Here is a 21,123-nt window from a genome sequence, read left to right as displayed (position 1 = left end):
CAGCGTGAGGAGGCAATCGGTGGTGTATCTGCGGGCGGCGATGCTGCTGCTGGTCCTCCTGTGCTGCCTGTCGCCCGCTGCGGCGCAGCCGGTGCCACCGAGCCCGCGCCAGGTGACGGTGTTCGACGGCTTGCCGTCCAATACCGTGAACCGCATGGCCGAGGATCGTTACGGTTACCTCTGGATCGCCACCAACGACGGTCTGGCCCGCTACGACGGGCGCAACTACCGGATCTGGCGCTCGGAAGACGGCCTGCGCGACAACCGCATCTGGACGGTGCTGGTCGATGCCCGCAACCAGCTCTGGATCGGCACCGAGAACGCGGGCCTGGTACGGATGTCGGCCGATCGCCGCCAGCTGCATTTCTACGACCGCAGCAGCCAGCCGTTGATGGGCACCAACACGGTCTGGAGCCTGGCCACCACGCCGGATGGTTCGGTCTGGTTCGGCACCCACGAAGGTGGTCTGTACCGCCTGGACAACCAGGACCGGCTGCAGCGCTTCCTGCCCGAAGCGAACAACCCACGCAGCCTGCCGGCCGCATCGGTGCCTTATCTGGCAACCCTGGCCGATGGCAGCCTGTGGATCGGCACCAAGCATGGTGTCGCGCGCTGGACCGGCACGGACTTTGAACGGGTTGGTGCCGGCATCGTTCCCAGCCTGCTGATCAATGGCCTGACGGCCGAGCCCGATGGCAGCCTCTGGATCAGCACGATGGCCGGTGCCATCGTGCGTCGTCCCGATGGTCGTTTCGAGGCACCGTCCTGGAAGCTGCCCGAAGGCGAACAGGTGCTGGGCATGATGCTGCGCGACGAGCAGGGCGGGCACTGGCTGGACACCCGCACCGGCCTTGGCCGCGCGGTCGATGGCCAGTACCAGGCCGTGCCGCTGTACAGCGCGGTGGCGCGTGGCCCGGTACGCCCGAACTGGACCGGCGCCTACGAGGATCGCGAGGGGGGCATCTGGCTGGCCAGCACCAACGCCGGCCTGTGGCACCTGCTGCCGCGCTGGTGGCAGTTCTCGGTGCTGTCGCGGCTGGAGGACGACCCGCGCTCGCTGCGCAATGCCTTCGTGCTGGGTACCAGCCCGTCCAGCAACGGCGGCATCTGGACGGTCGGCAGCCACGGCGCGCTGGACCGCTTCGATCCGAAGACCGGCCGCATCGAACAGCACCGCACCTGGGTCAACGGCATGCACTGGCTGACCTCGGTGCGCGAGGATCGCCGCGGCCAGGTCTGGATCGGCTCCAACGACGCGCTGCTGCGCTACGACCCGAAGCGGCGTGATCTGCGCCGCTGGGGCCGGGATGCCGGCGCCGACGCGACCATGGAAGGGGTCATCGAATCGATGATGACCTGTGATGGTGACAGCCTCTGGCTGATGCTGCCGTCGGGTCTTCAGCAGCGCGATCTGGATGGGCGCCTGCGGCGCCAGCTGGACAATGGCCAGCGCGGATTGCAGCAGGGCCAGCTCAATCTCGATGTGGAATGCGGGCCGCAGGACCATATCTGGCTGGCCAGCAGCCGAGGCCTGCTGCAGTGGCTGCCGGAAAGCGAGCGCTTCCAGCCGGTACCGGGCGCACCGGCGACCGCGATCCATGCACTGCACGTGGGCAGCGATGGCCAGGTCTGGCTGTCCGAGGATGGCCGACTGTCGCGCTACCGCTGGAGCCAGGGCCGGCTGGAGCGGCAGGCCGTGATCGGTGCCGAGCAGGGCTACCCGGCGATCTCCGCTTCGGGGCTGGTGGTCGATGCACAGGGGGTGGCGTGGGCAACCAGCGCGCGTGGCCTGGTGCGCATCGGCGCCGATGGCCAGAGCGTGCGCCTGTATGGCGTGCATGACGGCCTGCCGAGCCAGGAATTCCGCGAGCATACGCTGGTGATGTCGGGAGACGGCCATCTGGTGGCGGGTACGCCGGCCGGTGTGGTGGTGTTCGACCCGGAGCAGGTGCGGCCCTCGATGCGGCGTGCGCCGCTGGTGATCGAGCGGGTGGAGGTGCGCCGCAACGAGCAGGTGCTGGACCTCACCCACGACACGCCGTTGCAGATCGCCGATGGCGACCGCGATCTGCGCATCGTCGCGCGCCTGTTGTCGTTCGCCGATTCGGCGTCCAATACCTATCGTTACCGGTTGGCCGGCTATGACCCGGACTGGGTGGAAGTGGGACCGGCCGGTGAGCGCCTGTTCTCGCGGCTGGCACCGGGCAGCTATCGGCTGGAAGTGCAGGCGCGGTCGGCCGACCATGTCTGGTCACGGGTGCAGAGCCTGGAATTCCGCGTGCAGCCACCGTGGTGGCGCAGCCTGTCCGGCCTGCTGGTGCTGGCCTCGTTCGCGCTGCTGCTGACCAGCTGGTTCGCCTGGCTGTACCGTCGCCGCCTGCAGCGTCGCCACGCCTATCAGCTGGCGCTGCACAAGCAGGAGCTGGCCGAGCAGGCGTCGGCGGCCAAGACCCGCTTCCTGGCCAACCTTGGTCATGAGATCCGCACGCCGATGACCGGTGTGCTCGGCATGAGTGAGCTGCTGCTGTCCTCACCGCTGGATCCGCAGCAGCGCGGCTATACACAATCAATCCGCCACGCCGGCGAGCACCTGCTGCATCTGGTCAACGATGCGCTGGACCTGGCGCGGATCGAATCCGGCCGTCTGGAGTTGCAGTCCAAGCCGTTCGCGCTGAGCTGCCTGCTGCAGGACCTGGCGGCGCTGATGGGCCCGTTGGCTGCACAGAAGGGCCTGCGCTTCACCCTCGACAACCAGTTGCCGCCCGGCCTGCAGGCCACCGGCGACGCGATGCGGGTACGGCAGATCCTGCTGAACCTGCTTTCGAATGCGGTCAAGTTCACCAGCCGTGGCACCATCACCCTGCACGCGCGCAGCGACGCCGAGCTGCGATCGCTGCATTTCGAAGTGCGCGACACCGGCCCCGGCATCAGTCAGGAGCAACAGCAACGCCTGTTCCGCCGCTTCGAGCAGGCCGATGGTGCACGTACCGCGGCGCAGTACGGCGGCAGTGGCCTGGGCCTGGCGATCTGCCGCGAACTGGCGCATGCGATGCAGGGGCGGATCCAGGTGGAGAGCCAGCTCGGTCGCGGCACCTGCTTCGGCGTGACGTTGCCGTTGCCCATGGTGGTCGATGCCGATGCCGAAGCAGATGGTGAAACGCACCGCGAGGACGCGGCCAACATGCCGCCATTGCGGGTACTGCTGGTGGAGGACGACGCGACTGTGGCCGATGTAGTGCGCGGGCTGCTGAGTGCGCGCGGGCACGAGGTGGTACATGCGGGCCATGCGCTGGCGGCACTGCGTGAGATCAGTGCCGGTGATTTCGACGTCGGCCTGCTGGATCTCGACCTGCCGGGCCTGAGCGGCTTCGAGCTGGCCCAGCATCTGCGCAACCAGGGCTACATGCTGCCACTGCTGGCGGTGACCGCGCGTACTGACCCGGACCTGCAGCAGCAGGTGGAGGCGGCCGGCATCGGTGGCTTCCTGCGCAAGCCGGTGACCGGGGAACTGCTGGTGGAAGCGATCGCCCGGGTGATGGGAAGGTAGGGTTTATTGCAGGGCTTGCAGCCCTGCACCTGCAGAAGCAACGTCAACGTCAAAAGCGCGCAATCCGTGGGATGGCGGGGTGGGTCCGGTTGCGGGGGACGCTGCAAGTCCCCCTCCGGGGCCCGGCCCAGCCGCTGGCGGCTGTGCGTTCGGGCGCTTGCGAAGCAATGCTTCGCAAGCAAAGCGCCCTCACCCATGTAAGCTCGGTCGCCGCTTGCTCGTGTGCGCTGTCCTGCGCACACGGCAAGACCGGGGTTGGGCCTCCTGCCCAACTCGCCCGAGGCATGCCTCGGGCCCATGCGGCTCACGCCCCCACAACCGGACCCACCCCGCCTTCGACAGATTCTCGCGAGGTGCCGACAGTTGCTTTCTGTAGAGCCGAGCCATGCTCGGCTCAGATCTTTCCGATATCGAAATATTCGATTTCGATGAAGTTTCATCCACGCATGGCGTGGATCTACTTACCGTCACCGGGAAACTATCGGGGGTGGGGCGGTGTGGGGCTGCAGGACCGTTGGCGCCATGGATGGCGCCATCGAGCCCCCAAGGATGGGTTTACGGCGTGTCCTGAAGCCCCACACCGCACCGCCCAGCGCACAGCATTCACAGAGCCGGTTTTTGCTGTTGCTGCGGCTTCTAGCGGGTGCAGGGTGCAACCCTGCCGAACCCCCTCACTCCGCGACGTGCTCGACCTGCCGTGGCTCCGGCTTGGTGTCCGGCAGCTGCCAGAAGATCATCGTCGAGGTCAGGGTGATCGCGCCCACGCACAGGAACGTCGCATGCAGTGCCGCGGTGGCGCTGTTGCTGTCCAGGTGATTGCCGAACGCGGCCAGCAGGCTGCCGGCCGCCGCGGCACCGAAACCGGCGGCGAGCATCATCACCATCGACAGCAGGCTGTTGCCGGAACTGGCGAACTCGCGGTCCAGATCCCGCAGCGTCACGGTGTTCATCACGGTGAACTGCAGTGAATTGACCGCGCCGAAGAACGCCAGCTGCAGCAGGCGCCAGGCCAGGTGCTGGCCGGGTGTCATCAGGATGAAGCTGGCCATCGCCAGGCCCACCAGCACGGTGTTGACCATCAACACGCGGCGGTAGCCGTAGCGCTCGACCAGCTTCACCGCCAGCTTCTTCGACACCATGCCGGCCGCCGCCACCGGCACCATCATCAGGCCGGCGTTCATCGGGCCAAGGCCCAGGCCGACCTGCAGCAGCAACGGGATCAGCATCGGCATGGCGCTGCTGCCGATGCGCGAGAACAGGTTGCCAAGGATGCCGATGCGGTAGCTGGGCACGCGGAACAGGGCCAGCGAGAACAACGGCGCGGTGGAGTTGGCGGCATGCAGCCAGTAACCGACCAGTGCGGCCAGGCCGGCCACGGTCATCAGCATCACCAGTGCATGTGGCGTTCCGAGCCCGGAGATGCCGTCCAGCGCCAGCGACAGCACCACCATCGCAAAGGCCAGCATGATGTAGCCGCGCAGGTCGAAACGGGTGCGATGGCTGGCGTAGTGGTCGGGCATGATCTTCATCGCGGCGATGAAACCGATCACGCCGATCGGCAGGTTGATCAGGAACACCCAGTGCCACGACGCGATCTCGACCAGCCAGCCACCCAACGTCGGGCCGATCAACGGGCCGACCAGCGCGGGGATGGCGATGAAGCTCATCGCGCGCAGGAAGTCCTCGCGTGGCACCGAACGCATCACTGCCAGGCGGCCGACCGGCAGCAGCATCGCACCGCCGATACCCTGCAGCACACGTGCCCCAACCAGCTGGTGCAGGTGCTGGGCCAGCGCGCAGGCCAGCGAGCCGAGGGTGAACAGGATGATCGCTACCAGGAAGGTACGACGCGTGCCGTAGCGGTCGGCGATCCATCCTGAGGCGGGAATGAAGGTGGCTACCGCCAATGCGTAGCTGAACACCACCGACTGCATCTGCAGCGGGCTTTCGCCCAGGCTGGCCGCCATCGCCGGCAAGGCCGTGTTGACGATGGTCGAGTCCAGCATCTGCATGAAGATCGCCAACGAAACCAGCCACAGCAGGGGGCGCTGGCGGTTGTAGGTCGATGGCGATGTAGACATGGGGTGTGGCCGGTGCAGCGTGGGGGACGCCATGATCGCGCACTGCGGGTCACGGCGCGATCAACATCGCGCCGCAACCGCATGCGCAATGCTCAGCGCTGGCTGTGCGCGTGCACTGCGTCGACCAGCACCTGCACGTGCGCCGGGTCCATGTCCGGCGACATGCCGTGACCGAGGTTGAACACATGGCCCTCGCGCGAACCACCGTTGCCGGCGGCATAGGTGTCGAGCACGCGTGCTGCTGCGGCGGCGATCGCATCCGGCGAGGCGTACAGCGTGGTCGGGTCGAGGTTGCCCTGCAGGGCGACGCGGCCGCCGGTGCGGCGCATCGCCTCGTCCAGATCCAGCGTCCAGTCCAGGCCCAGCGCATCGGCACCGGTCTGCGACAGCGCTTCCAGATGCAGGCCGGTGCCCTTGCCGAACAGGATCAGCGGGGTGCGCTCGTTGCCTTCGCCGCGCTCCAGGCCCTCGGCAATCCGCTGCAGGTAGCGCAGCGAGAACTCGCGGTACATCGACGGCGACAGCACGCCACCCCAGGTATCGAATACCTGCAGCGCCTGTGCACCGGCCGCGCGCTGCGCGCCGAGATAGGCGATCACCGCCTCGGTGGTGACCTCCAGCAGGCGGTGCAGGGCCTGCGGATGGTTCAGTGCCATCGCCTTGATCCGCGCGAAGTCCTTGCTGCCGCCGCCTTCCACCATGTAGCAGGCCAGCGTCCACGGGCTGCCGGAGAAACCGATCAGCGGCACCTGGCCGTCCAGCTCACGGCGGATCAGGCGCACCGCGTCCATCACGTAGCCCAGGTCCTGTTCCATGTCCGGCACCGCCAGCCTGGCGATGGCCGCTTCATCACGCACCGGGTGGCGGAACTTCGGGCCTTCGCCTTCGACGAAGTACAGCTCCAGGCCCATCGCATCGGGAATGGTGAGGATGTCCGAGAACAGGATGGCCGCATCCAGCGGGAAGCGGCGCAGCGGCTGCAGGGTAACCTCGCAGGCAATCTCCGGATTCTTGGCCATGGCCAGGAAGCTGCCGGCCTTGGCTCGGGTCGCGCGGTATTCCGGCAGGTAGCGTCCGGCCTGGCGCATCAGCCAGACGGGGGTGCAGTCCACCGGTTCGCGGCGCAGGGCGCGCAGCAGGCGATCGTTGCGGAGAGGGCTGGTCACGATGGGCATTCCTTGGACGAAAGTTGGCAGCGGCGTCAGTCGCCGTGCGAGAGGATCTGGAAACCGCGATGCAGTTCGGCATCGCGGGCCTTCTCGAAGGCATGGCGGGCTTCGTCGGCCTGCAGGAACAGCTCGCGCCGCAGCTGCGAGCGGCTGCCGACGCGGCCGCTCTCGCGCAGCAGTTCCCAGCCGCCGAACAGATCCGGCTGCAGGCTCAGGCGCAGGAAGCGCGGTGCCTGCGCACCGGCGTCGGGATGTTGCAGGTAGACGTGCATGGCGCCGATTGTAGCGGGGCCAGGGTGACCCCGGCCGCAACGCGGTCGTGCCGGCCGCTGGCCGGCACTACCGGGCCGACAGCACCTTCAGCACCGCCGCCTCATCCACGTCCGGCACCACTTCGGCGCGGCCCATGCCGCGCCACAGCACCAGGCGCAGGCGGCCGGCCACGTTCTTCTTGTCCAGCCGCATGCGGCCGAGCAGGGCCTGCGGGTCCAGCCCCGCCGGGATCGCCACCGGCAGGCCGAGGCGTTCCAGCAGCGCCTGCAGGCGCGCGCGGTCGGCATCGTCGGCCAGGCCGAGGTCGGTGGACAGTTTTGCCGCCAGCACCATGCCCACCGCCACCGCTTCGCCGTGGTTCAGTGCATCGCGGCCCGGGGCCGAGTAGCCCTGTTCGGTCTCGATGGCATGGCCGAAGGTATGGCCGAGGTTGAGCAGGGCACGCTCGCCCTTCTCGAACGGATCACGCTCGACGATGGCGGCCTTGTGCCGGCAGCTGCGCGCGATGGCTTCGGACAGTACCGCATCCTCGCCGGCCAGCAGTGCATCGGCATGCTGCTGCAGCCATTCGAAGAACACCGCGTCGCCCAGCGCGCCGTACTTCACCACTTCGGCCAGGCCGGCGCGCAGCTCGCGCGGTGGCAGGGTGGCCAGCACGCGGGTATCGGCAATGACCGCGCGCGGCGGATGGAATGCGCCGACCAGGTTCTTGCCGGCCGGAATGTCGACCGCGGTCTTGCCGCCCACCGACGAATCGACCATCGCCAACAGGGTGGTCGGAAGCTGCACGCAATCCACGCCGCGCATCCAGCAGGCCGCGGCAAAACCGGCGAGATCACCGACCACGCCGCCACCGAGGGCGAACACGCAGGCATCCCGGGTGGCGCCGAGCGCGGCCAGCGCTTCGATCGCGCGGCCGAATTCGGCCAGGGTCTTGGAGGCTTCGCCGGCGGCCAGCACGTGCTCGCCGACGATCAGGTCGGGGCGTGCGGCCAGCAGCGTCTGCTTCACGGCTGCCAGGTAGCGCGGAGCCACTTCGTTGTCGCTGAGCAGCAGCACGTGGCGGCCGCGCACATGCGAGGCCAACGCGGTGCCGTCGGTCTGGGCACCAGCGCCGATGGTGATGGAGTAGGGGCGGTCGCCGCCAACGGCGACCTGCAGCAGGGCGGGGGAAGTCATGCGGTCAGGTCCTGGCGCTGCCATTGCGTGGCCAGCTTGACCACCAGGTGGGCGGTCGCGTCGGCAGCGGTATACGGGTCGGTATCAAGGGTGAGGTCGGCCAGTTCGCGGTACAGCGGGTCGCGGTGAGCAGCCAGATCGTGCAGCACCTGCTCGCGGTCCGGGCGCTGCAGCAGTGGCCTGCCTTTGTCGCGGGCCAGGCGTTCCAGCTGCGCGGCCACGCTGACCCGCAGGTAGACCACGAAGCCGCGCTGGGCGATCAGCGCACGGTTGTCCGGATCCAGTACGGCGCCGCCACCGGTGGAGACCAGCTGGCCGCGGCCTTCCAGCACACGGGCCAAGGCTTCGCGCTCATGGCTGCGGAAGCCGGTTTCACCCGAGTGCTCGAAGATGGTCGGGATGCTGGCGCCGGCGGCATCTACGATGGCCTGGTCGACATCGACGAAGTCCAGCGTGAAGCGCTCGGCCAGGCGGCGGCCGATGCAGGTTTTGCCGGCGCCCATCGGGCCGATCAGGATCAGGTTCGGAGCAGGATTCATGCCCTCTGATGCTAACACCTCCGTGCCCTTGCCTTTACGTTCTTCACGTCAGGGTAGGCGTTCCTGCGGGGTCTCCCGCGCCAGCCGGAGTACAGGCCATGACGGTCGCCAAGGTCATCGAAATCACCGCCTCCTCGCCGAAGAGCGTGGAGGACGCCGTGCGCAGCGGTCTGAAGAAGGTCTCCGAGACGGTCAAGGGCATCCAGGGCGCCTGGGTGAACGAGACCAAGGTGGTCACCAACGGCAGTGGCGAGATCACCGAATGGCGGGTCAACCTGCGGGTGACCTTCCTGGTGGAATAGGCGTGCTCAGCGCACGTCCTGCACCTGGCGCTGGCCGTCCAGCACCACCACGTGGTCGGCCAGGGCGGGCAGGGCGTGCAGTGCCTGCCGGCTGACCCGCTCGTAGTACTGCACGAAGCGCTCCAGCTGAGGCCGGCTCATGCCGTGCCGGCCCGGCTGCGCGGCCTGCAGGTTCTGCTCCTGCTGCCAGCGCCAGCGTGGTACCACCGAGAAATCCGGCGGCTGCAGGAACCACAGGCGGTCGCAGCGCTGCCACAACGCCGGGTAGTCGCGGGCCAGCGCCTGGTTGCACCAGCGGCGCCAACGGCCATCGGCGTCGGCCTCGCGCTCCAGTGCGTTCAGCGGGCTGTCCAGTGCGTTGTCATCCTGCGCCGGTGTGCCGAGGAACCAGCCTTCGAACACCAGCAGGTCCAATGGCTGCTGCAGCTGCGGCCACTGAGCCTCGGGCAGGCGTTCATCGGCCAGCTTGTCGAAGCGTGGCATCGCGAAGGGCTGGCGTGTGGCCACGGCGTCCAGCACGGCATGGGCCAGCGGCAGGTCGTGGGTGCCGGGCGGGCCGCGGGTGATCAGCAGCGGATGCACCTGGCGGGCCAGTCGCTGGCGCTGCGCACGGGTGAGGTAGACGTCATCGATCGACAGCGTGGCCGCGTTCAGGCCGCGTGCCTGGGCGCGCGCCACCACCTGCGCGGCCAGCGTCGATTTGCCGCTCCCCTGCAGGCCGCTGATCGCCAATACTGGAACCGCTGCACCGCTGCCCAGCGCATCATCCAGCGCCTGTTCGGCCAATGTTTCGGGGAATCCTTTCACCTGGGGCATATACGCAGCAGCGGCCATGCAGCCACAATAGCCCAATCCGTGTGAGAAGAACGCAATCATGAGCGACCTGTACGCCGAAGCCCTGTCCACGTTTGCCGGCCTGTTCGACGAGGCCAAGCAGAGCCGCGAGGTCGAGCCGAATGCGATGACCGTGGCCACCGCCGATACGCAGGGCCGTCCCTCGGCGCGTACCGTGCTGCTGAAGGCCTTCGACGAGCGTGGCTTCGTCTTCTATACCCACCTGGACAGCCACAAGGGCCAGGAGCTGCAGGCCAATCCGCAGGCCGCGCTGTTGTTCCTGTGGCGCAGCCTGCGCGAGGCGGGTATCCAGGTGCGCATCGAAGGCCGTGTCGAGCAGGTCGCCGATGCTGAAGCCGATGCCTATTTCGCCAGCCGCCCGCGCATGAGCCAGATCGGCGCCTGGGCCTCGCAGCAGTCGAAGACGCTGGCGACGCGCGAGGAATTCGATGCGCGCGTGGCCGAGGTCGAAGCCCGCTTCGAGGGCAAGGACGTGCCGCGCCCGGAGGGCTGGAGCGGCCTGCGCGTGGTACCCGACCGCATCGAGTTCTGGTATGGCGCGCAGTTCCGCCTGCACGAACGCTGGTGCTATGAAGCCGGTGCCGAAGGGCGCTGGAGCAAGCGCCTGCTGTATCCGTAAGGCAACCTGATGCAACGCCTGCCGCTGTACCGTGTGGTGGTGTTCGTGCCGTCGGCAGCACTGGATGCAGTGAAGCAGGGCATCCTCGCGGTGGACGCGCTGGCGGCCGGCGACTACGAGCACGGGATGTGGTGGTCGGCGCCGGGGTTCGAGCAGTTCCGCCCGCGCGTGGGTGCGTCGCCCGTGCAGGGTGAGGCGGGCCGCACCGAAGTGGTCGACAGCGTGCGTCTGGAGTTCTGCCTGCCTCGGAATCCGCAGCGGCTGCAGCGCATCTTCGAACAGGGCATCGTGCCGCATCACCCGTGGCAGGTGCCGGTGGTGCAGGTGGAGGAAATCGAGCTGCTGCTGGCCAGGTAGATCCACGCCATGCGTGGATGAGATGCTTGACGGAAGAGCGGTGCGAACCAAGGTTCGCACCCACCAGGCAACGAGTGGTTACAACCCCTCCGCGCGCAGCCAGCGCCACAGCGTGGTGCGTGAGACGCCCAGCGCCTGCGCCATCCCCTCGCGATCATTGCGATGTTCCTGCAGCAGCGTCTCCAGCTGCGCGCGCGGCGGGCGCTTCCCGTTGCTTTCCACCGGCAATGCTGCAACGCCCTCATTCACAAGTTCGGGCGCCAGCTGCAGCAGGCGCGCCGCATCGATCAGCCCTTCGCCCGGCTGCCAGTGGATGCGCAGGCGATCCACCAGGTTGCGCAGTTCGCGCACGTTGCCGGGCCACTCCGCGGTGGTCAGTACCGCCAGTGCATGCTCATCCAGTGGCGCATCGATGCCACGCAGCTGGCGGAATAAGTGCTGCGCCAGCAGCGGGATATCACTGCGCCGCGCGCAGCGGCGGCAGGGCAATGCGCAGTGCGGCCAAGCGGTAATACAAGTCGCGACGGAAGCTGCCGGTTGCTGCGCGCTGCTCCAGCGACTGCAGGGTGGCGGCCACCACGCGCAGGTCCACCGGGGTCGGTTCGGTGGCGCCCACGCGCAGTACCTCGCGTTCTTCCAGTACGCGCAATAGGCGGGTCTGCAGCGGTAGCGGCAGTTCGCCGATTTCGTCCAGGAACAGCGTCCCGCCGTCTGCGGCTTCGACCAGGCCGACACGGCCTCCACGGCGTGCGCCGGTGAAGGCCCCATCGCTGTAGCCGAACAGCTCCGCTTCCAGCAGCGATTCGCTGATCGCGCCGCAGTTCAGCGCCACGAAGCGTCCGCGACGGCCACTGGCGGCGTGCAGCTGCCGCGCCACCAGTTCCTTGCCGGTGCCGGTTTCGCCGGTCACCAGTACGGTGCTGTCGTGCGGTGCATAGAGCGCGATCTGTGCGCGCACCTGGGCCATCGCTTCGCTGTCGCCGAGCAGTTCATGCGTGTCGGCACGCGCTGCCGCGCGCCGGCGCGGGGCGGCTCGGTTGCCGCTGGAGCGGGCCAGGGTCTGGGTCAGTTCCAGTGCATGTTCGAACGCCTGCCGCACCGAGTCGGCCGAATACAGCAGCACCCCGGGCAGGCCGGCCTGTTCGGCGTGGTCGATGGCCATGCCGGTGCCGACGATCACTTCGATGCCGTTGGCGCGCAGATCGGCGATGCAGTCGCGTGCGTCCTCGCGGGTGACGAAACGGCGATGCTCGATATCCAGGCCGAAACTCTGCTGGAAGTTGCTGAACACCGGCACGTCGCTGGCGTGGGTGACCAGGCCGATGCGGCTGGCGATGCGTCGCGCGCGCGCCAGTGCTTCCATCAGATCGAAGCCGTTGGCCTGGATCGGCACCAGTGGCAGCTCCAGCCTGCCGCGCAGCCAGGCGGCGTTGGAGCCACCGGCGATCACCACATCGCAGTGCTCGCGACGCAGGCGCTGGCCGATCACCTCCACCGCTTCCTCGAAGCCGAGGTTGATCTGCTCGATGCGCGCGCGGCGGTCGAACTCCGGAATGACGTCGCCGAGCAGGCCGGTCAGCCGCGAGACGCTGACCGTCCAGATCACCGGGCGGCCGGGGTCGGCATCGGCATGGCGCAGGGGCGAGCGGGGCAGGTACATGGCGGCGGGTTCGGGCGAAGTGTTTCATGATACATCTGTTTCAGTGTTTCATATGTTTCACTGTTGAGTGACGGTCATGTCCGTGAAATCAACGGCTTGCAGCTTGGCATGGTGCTTGCGCCTACCCATCCGTTCTTCAACCTGGATTGCCGCATGACTGCTTCCGCCCCTTTCTCCGCCGGTGCCCGTTTCCGTGAGGCGCTGGCTGCCGAGTCGCCGCTGCAGGTGATCGGCGCGATCAACGCCAACCACGCCCTGCTGGCCAAGCGCGCCGGCTTCCGTGCCATCTACCTGTCGGGCGGCGGCGTTGCCGCGGGCTCGCTGGGCCTGCCGGACCTGGGCATCAGTACCCTGGAAGACGTGCTGGTGGACGTGCGCCGCATCACCGATGTCTGCGATCTGCCGCTGATGGTCGACATCGACACCGGCTTTGGCCCGAGCGCGTTCAACATCGCGCGCACCGTGAAGTCGCTGATCAAGGCCGGCGCGGCCGCCTGCCACATCGAGGACCAGGTCGGCGCCAAGCGTTGCGGTCACCGCCCGGGCAAGGAGATCGTCTCGCAGGGTGAAATGGTCGACCGGGTGAAGGCGGCCGCCGATGCCAAGACCGATCCGGACTTCTTCCTGATCGCGCGCACCGACGCCATCCAGGTGGACGGCGTGGACAAGGCTATCGAGCGCGCCATCGCCTGTGTCGAGGCCGGTGCCGATGGCATCTTCGCCGAGGCTGCCTACGACCTGGACACCTACCGCCGCTTCGTCGACGCGGTGAAGGTGCCGGTGCTGGCCAACATCACCGAATTCGGCGCCACCCCGCTGTTCAGCCGCGATGAACTGGCCTCGGCAGGCGTCGCGATCCAGCTGTTCCCGCTGTCGGCGTTCCGTGCCGCCAACAAGGCCGCCGAGAACGTCTACCAGGCGGTGCGCCGCGATGGCCACCAGCGCAACGTGGTGGACACCATGCAGACCCGCGAAGAACTCTACGACCGCATCGGCTACCACGCGTTCGAGCAACAGCTCGATGCACTGTTCGCCGCCAAGAAATAAGCAGTACCCTGCACCATCAAGTTTTCGGAGGGAAACATGAACGATACGACCGCAACCCCGACCTTCAAGCCGAAGAAGTCCGTCGCCCTGTCCGGCACCGCCGCCGGCAACACCGCGCTGTGCAGCGTGGGCCGTAGTGGCAACGATCTGCACTACCGTGGCTACGACATCCTGGACCTGGCCAACACCAGCGAGTTCGAGGAAATCGCCTACCTGCTGGTGCACGGCAAGCTGCCGACCCGCGCCGAGCTGGTTTCGTACAAGGCCAAGCTGAAGTCGCTGCGCGGCATTCCGGCAGCAGTGAAGGCGGCGCTGGAAGAACTGCCGCCGTCGGCACACCCGATGGACGTGATGCGCACCGGCGTGTCCGTGCTCGGCTGCGTGGCGCCGGAGAAGGACGATCACAACCATCCGGGCGCGCGTGACATCGCCGACAAGCTGATGGCCTGCCTCGGTTCGATGCTGCTGTACTGGTACCACTGGAGCCACAACGGCCGCGCCATCGACGTGGAAACCGACGACGACTCGATCGGTGGCCACTTCCTGCACCTGCTGCACGGCGAGAAGCCGCAGGAATCGTGGGTGAAGGCGATGCACACCTCGCTGATCCTGTACGCGGAACACGAGTTCAATGCCTCGACCTTCACCTGCCGCGTCATCGCCGGTACCGGCAGCGACATGTACAGCGCGATCTGCGGTGGCATCGGCGCGCTGCGTGGCCCGAAGCATGGCGGCGCCAACGAAGTGGCGTTCGAAGTGCAGAAGCGCTACGACAACCCGGATGAAGCCGAGGAAGACATCAAGGCCCGCGTCGAGCGCAAGGAAGTGGTGATCGGTTTCGGCCACCCGGTCTACACCGTCTCCGATCCGCGCAACAAGGTGATCAAGGACGTGGCCCGCGAGCTGTCCGAAGAACAGTCCAGCATGAAGATGTACGACATCGCCGAGCGCCTGGAATCGGTGATGTGGGACATCAAGAAGATGTTCCCGAACCTGGACTGGTTCAGTGCCGTCAGCTACCACATGATGGGCGTGCCGACCGCAATGTTCACTCCTCTGTTCGTGATCGCCCGCACCGCCGGCTGGAGCGCGCACATCGTCGAGCAGCGCATCGACGGCAAGATCATCCGCCCGAGCGCCAACTACATCGGTCCGGAAGACCGCGACTTCGTCGCCATCGACAAGCGCGTCTGATCCACCTGCTGTACCCATCCGGCCGGCCGCGTGCCGGCCGGATGCTTTCGCCGCCGCACCGCCGGCACCCGGCCCGCCTCAAGCACTCCGCCAGCCCATGAATACCGATTACCGTAAGAACCTCCCCGGCAGCACGCTGGATTATTTCGACGCGCGTGCCGCTGTCGATGCGATCCAGCCCGGCGCCTATGCCACCCTGCCGTACACCTCGCGCGTGCTGGCCGAGAACCTGGTGCGCCGCTGCGATCCGGCCACGCTCGGCGATTCGCTTAAGCAGCTGATCGAGCGCCGCCGCGACCTCGATTTCCCGTGGTTCCCGGCGCGCGTTGTGTGCCACGACATCCTCGGCCAGACCGCGCTGGTGGACCTGGCCGGCCTGCGCGATGCGATCGCCGACAAGGGCGGTGACCCGGCCAAGGTGAATCCGGTGGTGCCGGTGCAGTTGATCGTCGATCACTCGCTGGCAGTGGAATGTGGTGGTTTCGATCCGCAGGCGTTCGAGAAGAACCGCGCCATCGAAGATCGCCGCAACGAAGATCGTTTCCACTTCATCGACTGGACCAAGCTGGCGTTCGAGAACGTGGACGTGATTCCGCCGGGCAACGGCATCATGCACCAGATCAACCTGGAGAAGATGTCGCCGGTGGTCTACGTGCAGGACGGCGTCGCCTTCCCGGACACCTGCGTGGGCACCGACAGCCACACCCCGCACGTGGACGCGCTGGGCGTGATCGCGATCGGCGTGGGCGGCCTGGAAGCGGAGAACGTGATGCTGGGCCGCGCGTCCTGGATGCGCCTGCCCGACACCGTCGGTGTCGAACTGAGTGGCCGCCCTCAGCCGGGCATCACCGCCACCGATGTGGTGCTGGCCCTGACCGAGTTCCTGCGCAAGGAACGCGTGGTCGGTGCGTGGCTTGAATTCTTCGGCGAGGGTGCCGCGGCACTGACCATCGGTGACCGCGCCACCATTTCCAACATGTGCCCGGAGTACGGCGCGACCGCCGCGATGTTCTACATCGACGGGCAGACCATCGATTACCTTCGCCTGACCGGCCGCGAGGAATCGCAGGTGGCGCTGGTGGAGAACTACGCTCGTACCACCGGCCTCTGGGCCGATGACCTGGCCACCGCGCAGTACGAGCGCGTGCTGCGCTTCGACCTGTCCAGCGTGGTGCGCAACATGGCCGGCCCGTCCAACCCGCACAAGCGCGTGGCGACCGCCGAGCTGGCCGAGCGCGGCATCGCCGACGAAGCCAAGCTGGAAGCGGGCAAGGCCGAGCAGGCGCAGGGGCTGATGCCCGACGGCGCGGTGATCATCGCCGCCATCACCAGCTGCACCAATACGTCCAATCCGCGCAACGTGATCGCCGCCGCACTGCTGGCGCGCAAGGCCAACGAGCGTGGCCTGCTGCGCAAGCCGTGGGTGAAGTCGTCGCTGGCGCCGGGTTCGAAGGCGGTGCAGCTGTACCTGGAAGAGGCCGGCCTGCTGCCGGACCTGGAAAAGCTCGGCTTCGGCATCGTCGCCTTCGCCTGCACCACCTGCAACGGCATGAGTGGCGCGCTGGACCCGAAGATCCAGCAGGAAATCATCGATCGCGACCTGTATTCCACCGCCGTGTTGTCGGGCAACCGCAACTTCGATGGCCGCATCCACCCGTATGCGAAGCAGGCCTTCCTGGCTTCGCCGCCGCTGGTGATCGCCTATGCCATCGCTGGTACCGTGCGCTTCGATATCGAGAAGGACGTACTGGGTGTGGATGCCGATGGCAACGAGGTGCGCCTGAAGGACATCTGGCCGACCGATGCCGAGATCGATGCGGTGGTGAAGGCCGCGGTGAAGCCCGAGCAGTTCCGCAAGGTCTACAACCCGATGTTCAACGTGCGCGTGGAGCACGGTGCGGCGGTCAGCCCGCTGTACGACTGGCGCCCGCAGAGCACCTACATCCGTCGTCCGCCGTACTGGGAGGGCGCGCTGGCCGGTGAGCGCACGCTGTCTGGCATGCGCGCGCTGGCGGTGCTGCCGGACAACATCACCACCGACCACCTGTCGCCGTCCAACGCGATCCTGGCGTCCAGTGCCGCCGGTGAGTACCTGGCGAAGATGGGCCTGCCGGAAGAGGACTTCAATTCCTACGCCACCCACCGCGGTGACCACCTGACCGCGCAGCGCGCCACCTTCGCCAACCCGAAGCTGTTCAACGAGATGGTGCGCAACGACGACGGCAGCGTGAAGCAGGGTTCGCTGGCGCGCGTGGAGCCGGAAGGCAAGGTCATGCGCATGTGGGAAGCTATCGAAACCTACATGGACCGCAAGCAGCCGCTGATCATCATCGCCGGTGCCGACTACGGCCAGGGCAGCTCGCGTGACTGGGCCGCCAAGGGCGTGCGCCTGGCCGGCGTGGAGGCGATCGCGGCCGAAGGCTTCGAACGGATTCACCGTACCAACCTGATCGGCATGGGCGTGCTGCCGCTGGAGTTCAAGCCGGGCACCACCCGCCTGACCCTGGGCATCGACGGCACCGAGACCTTCGACGTGATCGGCGAGCGCACCCCGCGCGCCGAGCTGACCCTGGTCATCCACCGCCGCGACGGCCAGGACGTGCTCGTGCCGGTCACCTGCCGCCTGGACAGCGACGAGGAAGTGGCGATCTACGAGGCCGGCGGTGTGCTGCAGCGCTTCGCCCAGGACTTCCTGGAAGGCGCCAAGGTGGCGTGATGCCGGACTGAATGCCTGCCCCCGGAGGCCGGGGGCGGGCTTGTCCGACACCAGGGCAGGGCGCACACTGACTTGGCAAAAACTGCCAAAGGAGAGTTTCATGGCCACCATGAACATTTCGCTGACCGATCCGCTCAAGCAGTTCGTGGACGAAGAAGTGCGCGAAGGCGGCTACTCCAGCACGTCGGACTATGTGCGTGACCTGATCCGCCAGCGCCAGCGCAGCAAGGCTGAAGAGCTGCTCAAGCAGCTGATTGCCGAGGGGCTGGCTTCTGGGCCTGCCGTTCCGGTGACTGCGGCCACATTCGAGCGGATGCGTCGCGAGCTGACCGAAAGGATGGAGCGTGAAGGCGATTGAATGGAGGCCCCGGGCCGAGACAGACGCAGCCGACGCCGCGCTGTGGTACGCACGACAGGGAGGGCTGGCACTGGGTCAGCGCTTTCTCGCCGAGCTGGAGGCCACGCTTCAACGTATTGCGATGTTCCCTGCGTCAGGTTCCGTCCGCCATGCCGACCTCGCCGCACAGTTGCCGGCACTCCTGCGCTTCATGCAGGTTCCGGGCTTTGAACGCTATCTCGTCTACTACCTCGATCTGCCGGACCGCGTGGACGTCATGCGGGTGTGGTGCGTTGATCGTGGCCTTGACGCACTGATGCAAGACATTTCCTGAAATCCAAACGCTTGGATCCGACGATGAATTTTCTTCCGCAACTCCGAATTCCCGCCACCTACATGCGCGGCGGCACCAGCAAGGGCGTGTTCTTCCGCCTGCAGGATCTTCCCGAAGCCGCGCAGGTGCCGGGCGCCGCACGCGATGCGCTGCTGATGCGCGTGATCGGTTCGCCCGATCCGTATGGCAAGCAGACCGACGGCATGGGCGGCGCCACCTCCAGCACCAGCAAGTGCGTGATCATTTCCACCGCTTCGGTGCCTGACCACGACGTGGACTACCTGTATGGCCAGGTATCGATCGACACCGCCTTCGTCGACTGGAGCGGCAACTGCGGCAACCTCAGCACTGCGGTGGGTCCGTTCGCGATTGCCAATGGTCTGATCGATCCGGCCCGCGTGCCGCGCGATGGCCTGTGCACCGTGCGCATCTGGCAGGCCAACATCGGCAAGACCATCATCGCGCACGTGCCGATGCGCGATGGCGAAGTACAGGAGATCGGCGATTTCGAGCTGGATGGCGTGACCTTCCCGGCCGCCGAGATCCAGCTGGAATTCATCGATCCGTCCGATGACGGCGATGCGGGCGCGATGTTCCCGACCGGCAACCTGGTCGACACCCTCGATGTCCCCGGCGTGGGCAGTTTCGAGGTGACGATGATCACCGCCGGCATCCCGACCATCTTCCTCAACGCCGCCGACCTGGGTTACGCCGGTACCGAGCTGCAGCCGGCGATCAACGAAGACAAGGCGGCGCTGGAGCGCTTTGAGAAGATCCGTGCCTACGGTGCACTGCGCATGGGCCTGATTTCGAAACTGGAAGACGCGGCCACCCGCCAGCACACACCGAAGGTGGCCTTCGTTGCCCCGGCGCAGGACTACGTATCGTCCAGCGGCAAGTCGATTTCTGCCGCGGGCATCGATCTGCATGCGCGCGCGCTGTCGATGGGCAAGCTGCACCACGCGATGATGGGTACCGCCGCGGTGGCCATCGGCACTGCAGCGGCAATTCCCGGAACGCTGGTCAACCGTGCTGCAGGCGGCGGCGAGCGCGAAGCGGTGACCTTCGGCCATCCGTCCGGCACGTTGCGCGTGGGTGCGCAGGCCGGTCTCGTTGACGGCCAGTGGACAGTAAGCAAGGCCATCATGAGCCGCAGTGCCCGCGTGCTGATGGAAGGCAAGGTGCGGGTGCCGGCCGAGTGATGCGTTGGTAAACGCCAACCAAGGTTGGCGACTACCGGGCCGCAGTGACCAATTGCTTTGGTAGATGCCAACCTTGGTTGGCATGGTGCACGGGCAACCGTGCACCGTAACGAGGAGATCGACGATGCCTGACAACCCCACCCCATCCAACGAGCGTGCAGCGTGGGATGCGCTGCTGGTGGACATCGTCGACTACGTGCGCGACGCCCGCATCGACTCACCACTGGCGTTCCAGACCGCACACCACTGCCTGCTCGACACGCTGGGCTGTGGCCTGGAAGCGCTGTCCTTCCCGGCCTGCAGCAAGCTGCTTGGTCCGCTGGTACCGGGCATCAGCGCGGTCAACGGCGCACGCGTACCGGGCACGCACTACGTGCTGGACCCGGTGCAGGCGGCGTTCAATCTGGGCGCGATGGTGCGCTGGCTCGATTTCAACGACACCTGGCTGGCCGCCGAATGGGGCCACCCGTCGGACAATCTGGGCGGAATCCTCGCCGTCTGCGACTGGCTGGGACGCAACGCGCAGGCCCTGCGCCGCCCGCCGCCGACCGTGCACGACGTGCTGCTGGCGATGATCAAGGCGCACGAGATCCAGGGTGTACTGGCCCTGCAGAATTCCTTCAATCGGGTCGGGCTGGACCATGTGGTGCTGGTCAAGGTCGCCACCACCGCTGTGGTGGCGCAGCTGCTCGGGCTTGATCGCGAACGCATGCTCAATGCTGTGTCGCTGGCCTGGGTCGATGGCCAGGCGCTGCGGACCTACCGGCACGCGCCCAACACCGGTTCGCGCAAGAGCTGGGCCGCCGGCGACGCCACCAGCCGTGGCGTGCGCCTGGCGCTGATCGCGGCAACGGGTGAAATGGGCTATCCGAGCGTGCTCAGTGCACCGACCTGGGGCTTCGAGGCTGTGTCCATGCATGGCCAGGCACTGACGCTGGAGCGGCCGCTGGGCAGCTATGTGATGGAGAACGTGCTGTTCAAGATCAGCTACCCGGCCGAGTTCCACGGCCAGACCGCAGTGGAGGCAGCGATCACGCTGCACCAGCAATTGCGCGTGGCCGGGCGGCGCGTCGAGGACATCGAACACATCGCGATCCGGACCCAGGATGCCTGCATCCGCATCATCGACAAGCAGGGCCCGCTGCACAATCCGGCCGACCGCGACCACTGCGTGCAGTACATGATCGCCATCGCGCTGCTGCATGGGCGGCTGGTGGCCGAGGACTATGAGGACGACGTCGCCGCCGATCCGCGCATCGACGCATTGCGCGCAAAGATGGCCTGCCACGAGGATCCGCAGCTCAGCGCCGACTACCTGGACCCGGACAAGCGCAGCATCGCCAACGGCCTCAGCGTGCGCTTCAACGATGGCAGTGAACTGCCGGAAGTGCTGGTGGAGTACCCGCTTGGCCACGCCCGACGCCGCGGAGAAGGCATTCCGCTGCTGATGGACAAGTTCCGCCGGCACCTGGCCCATCGCTTCCCGACCGCCCAGCAGCAGCGCATCCTGGCCGCCTCGCTGGACCCGGTGGCGCTGGCGGCGATGCCGGTGACCGATTACGTGGACCTGTACCTGCCGGTGTAGGGAACGCGCTTCGGCGGATCTGGCGCTGCGCCTGCTTGCCGGGCACGTAGCTGCACCTGCTTTGGTAGGTGCCAACCTTGGTTGGCACAGCCGACGCCAACCAAGGTTGGCGACTACCGGTTCCGCC

The 21,123-nt window shown here is 67.1% G+C and carries 17 protein-coding genes and 1 pseudogene; 11 read left to right on the top strand and 7 right to left on the bottom strand.

The genetic code is table 11. The features are described 5' to 3' along the window. The first annotated feature begins 19 nt into the window (after window positions 1-19). Entirely contained in the window at window positions 20-3,547 is a 3,528-nt protein-coding gene (locus ACZK4Z_RS16865) for a hybrid sensor histidine kinase/response regulator (protein ID WP_107431908.1), read from the top strand. Between the two features lie 671 nt (window positions 3,548-4,218). Here the strand turns inward: ACZK4Z_RS16865 and mdtD are convergent. The 5 genes from mdtD to ACZK4Z_RS16840 form a co-directional block, all read right to left on the bottom strand. Then, a complete protein-coding gene (gene mdtD / locus ACZK4Z_RS16860; protein ID WP_010482759.1) occupies window positions 4,219-5,628 on the bottom strand; it encodes a multidrug transporter subunit MdtD in 1,410 nt (469 codons plus the stop codon). 92 nt (window positions 5,629-5,720) lie between these two features. Next, entirely contained in the window at window positions 5,721-6,803 is a 1,083-nt protein-coding gene (hemE, locus tag ACZK4Z_RS16855) for a uroporphyrinogen decarboxylase (RefSeq protein ID WP_032127799.1), read from the bottom strand. A gap of 26 nt (window positions 6,804-6,829) precedes the next feature. Further along, a complete protein-coding gene (locus ACZK4Z_RS16850; protein ID WP_032127800.1) occupies window positions 6,830-7,069 on the bottom strand; it encodes a WGR domain-containing protein in 240 nt (79 codons plus the stop codon). Between the two features lie 67 nt (window positions 7,070-7,136). Next, window positions 7,137-8,249 (bottom strand): 3-dehydroquinate synthase, encoded by a 1,113-nt coding sequence (gene aroB, locus ACZK4Z_RS16845; RefSeq protein WP_478450928.1) that lies wholly within the window; start codon window positions 8,247-8,249, stop codon window positions 7,137-7,139. After that, complete coding sequence (locus tag ACZK4Z_RS16840; protein ID WP_032127802.1) at window positions 8,246-8,788, bottom strand: shikimate kinase; 543 nt, start codon at window positions 8,786-8,788, stop codon at window positions 8,246-8,248. Before ACZK4Z_RS16840 ends, aroB begins: the two co-directional genes overlap by 4 nt. Before the next feature lie 98 nt (window positions 8,789-8,886). Here ACZK4Z_RS16840 and ACZK4Z_RS16835 point away from each other — a divergent pair, with 98 nt between their 5' ends. Then, on the top strand, window positions 8,887-9,090 hold the full coding sequence (locus ACZK4Z_RS16835) for a dodecin family protein (RefSeq protein ID WP_005410663.1): 204 nt from the start codon (window positions 8,887-8,889) through the stop codon (window positions 9,088-9,090). A gap of 6 nt (window positions 9,091-9,096) precedes the next feature. Here ACZK4Z_RS16835 and ACZK4Z_RS16830 read toward each other — a convergent pair whose 3' ends face one another. Further along, window positions 9,097-9,924, bottom strand: coding sequence for a kinase (locus ACZK4Z_RS16830; RefSeq protein ID WP_478450927.1), 828 nt, complete (start codon window positions 9,922-9,924; stop codon window positions 9,097-9,099). Window positions 9,925-9,964: 40 nt separating this feature from the next. Here ACZK4Z_RS16830 and pdxH point away from each other — a divergent pair, with 40 nt between their 5' ends. Together pdxH and ACZK4Z_RS16820 are read left to right on the top strand one after the other, a co-directional pair. After that, on the top strand, window positions 9,965-10,564 hold the full coding sequence (gene pdxH, locus ACZK4Z_RS16825; protein WP_049401396.1) for a pyridoxamine 5'-phosphate oxidase: 600 nt from the start codon (window positions 9,965-9,967) through the stop codon (window positions 10,562-10,564). A gap of 9 nt (window positions 10,565-10,573) precedes the next feature. Next, window positions 10,574-10,921 (top strand): YqfO family protein, encoded by a 348-nt coding sequence (locus ACZK4Z_RS16820; RefSeq protein WP_125895329.1) that lies wholly within the window; start codon window positions 10,574-10,576, stop codon window positions 10,919-10,921. Between the two features lie 78 nt (window positions 10,922-10,999). Here the strand turns inward: ACZK4Z_RS16820 and prpR are convergent. Next, window positions 11,000-12,581: pseudogene (gene prpR, locus ACZK4Z_RS16815) on the bottom strand (propionate catabolism operon regulatory protein PrpR). A 153-nt stretch (window positions 12,582-12,734) separates the two neighbouring features. On the opposite strand from prpR, the gene prpB reads away from it, so the two are divergent. The 7 genes from prpB to ACZK4Z_RS16780 all read left to right on the top strand — a co-directional run bounded on the left by prpB (window position 12,735) and on the right by ACZK4Z_RS16780 (window position 20,996). Then, complete coding sequence (gene prpB / locus ACZK4Z_RS16810; protein ID WP_478450926.1) at window positions 12,735-13,628, top strand: methylisocitrate lyase; 894 nt, start codon at window positions 12,735-12,737, stop codon at window positions 13,626-13,628. A 36-nt stretch (window positions 13,629-13,664) separates the two neighbouring features. Beyond that, window positions 13,665-14,822: a bifunctional 2-methylcitrate synthase/citrate synthase gene (gene prpC, locus ACZK4Z_RS16805; protein ID WP_014038133.1), complete on the top strand. Its 1,158-nt coding sequence runs from the start codon at window positions 13,665-13,667 to the stop codon at window positions 14,820-14,822. Between the two features lie 97 nt (window positions 14,823-14,919). After that, on the top strand, window positions 14,920-17,538 hold the full coding sequence (acnD, locus tag ACZK4Z_RS16800) for a Fe/S-dependent 2-methylisocitrate dehydratase AcnD (protein ID WP_478450925.1): 2,619 nt from the start codon (window positions 14,920-14,922) through the stop codon (window positions 17,536-17,538). Window positions 17,539-17,638: 100 nt separating this feature from the next. Beyond that, window positions 17,639-17,896, top strand: a complete 258-nt coding sequence (locus tag ACZK4Z_RS16795; RefSeq protein ID WP_006384133.1) for a type II toxin-antitoxin system ParD family antitoxin — start codon at window positions 17,639-17,641, stop codon at window positions 17,894-17,896. Beyond that, window positions 17,883-18,209: a type II toxin-antitoxin system RelE/ParE family toxin gene (locus ACZK4Z_RS16790; protein ID WP_006384132.1), complete on the top strand. Its 327-nt coding sequence runs from the start codon at window positions 17,883-17,885 to the stop codon at window positions 18,207-18,209. The genes ACZK4Z_RS16795 and ACZK4Z_RS16790 overlap by 14 nt, the downstream gene beginning before the upstream one ends. 23 nt (window positions 18,210-18,232) lie before the next feature. Next, window positions 18,233-19,411 carry a 2-methylaconitate cis-trans isomerase PrpF gene (gene prpF, locus ACZK4Z_RS16785; RefSeq protein WP_253145166.1) on the top strand — a complete coding sequence of 393 codons (1,179 nt, stop codon included), beginning with the start codon at window positions 18,233-18,235 and terminating at the stop codon, window positions 19,409-19,411. 124 nt (window positions 19,412-19,535) lie between these two features. Next, window positions 19,536-20,996 carry a bifunctional 2-methylcitrate dehydratase/aconitate hydratase gene (locus ACZK4Z_RS16780; RefSeq protein WP_293795375.1) on the top strand — a complete coding sequence of 487 codons (1,461 nt, stop codon included), beginning with the start codon at window positions 19,536-19,538 and terminating at the stop codon, window positions 20,994-20,996. Window positions 20,997-21,123 lie beyond the last annotated feature (127 nt).

The sequence above is a fragment of the Stenotrophomonas sp. 71799_Sma genome, from assembly GCF_056482505.1.
Note: the sequence above shows the minus strand (reverse complement) of the source record. Positions and strands in the feature narration are given on the sequence as shown.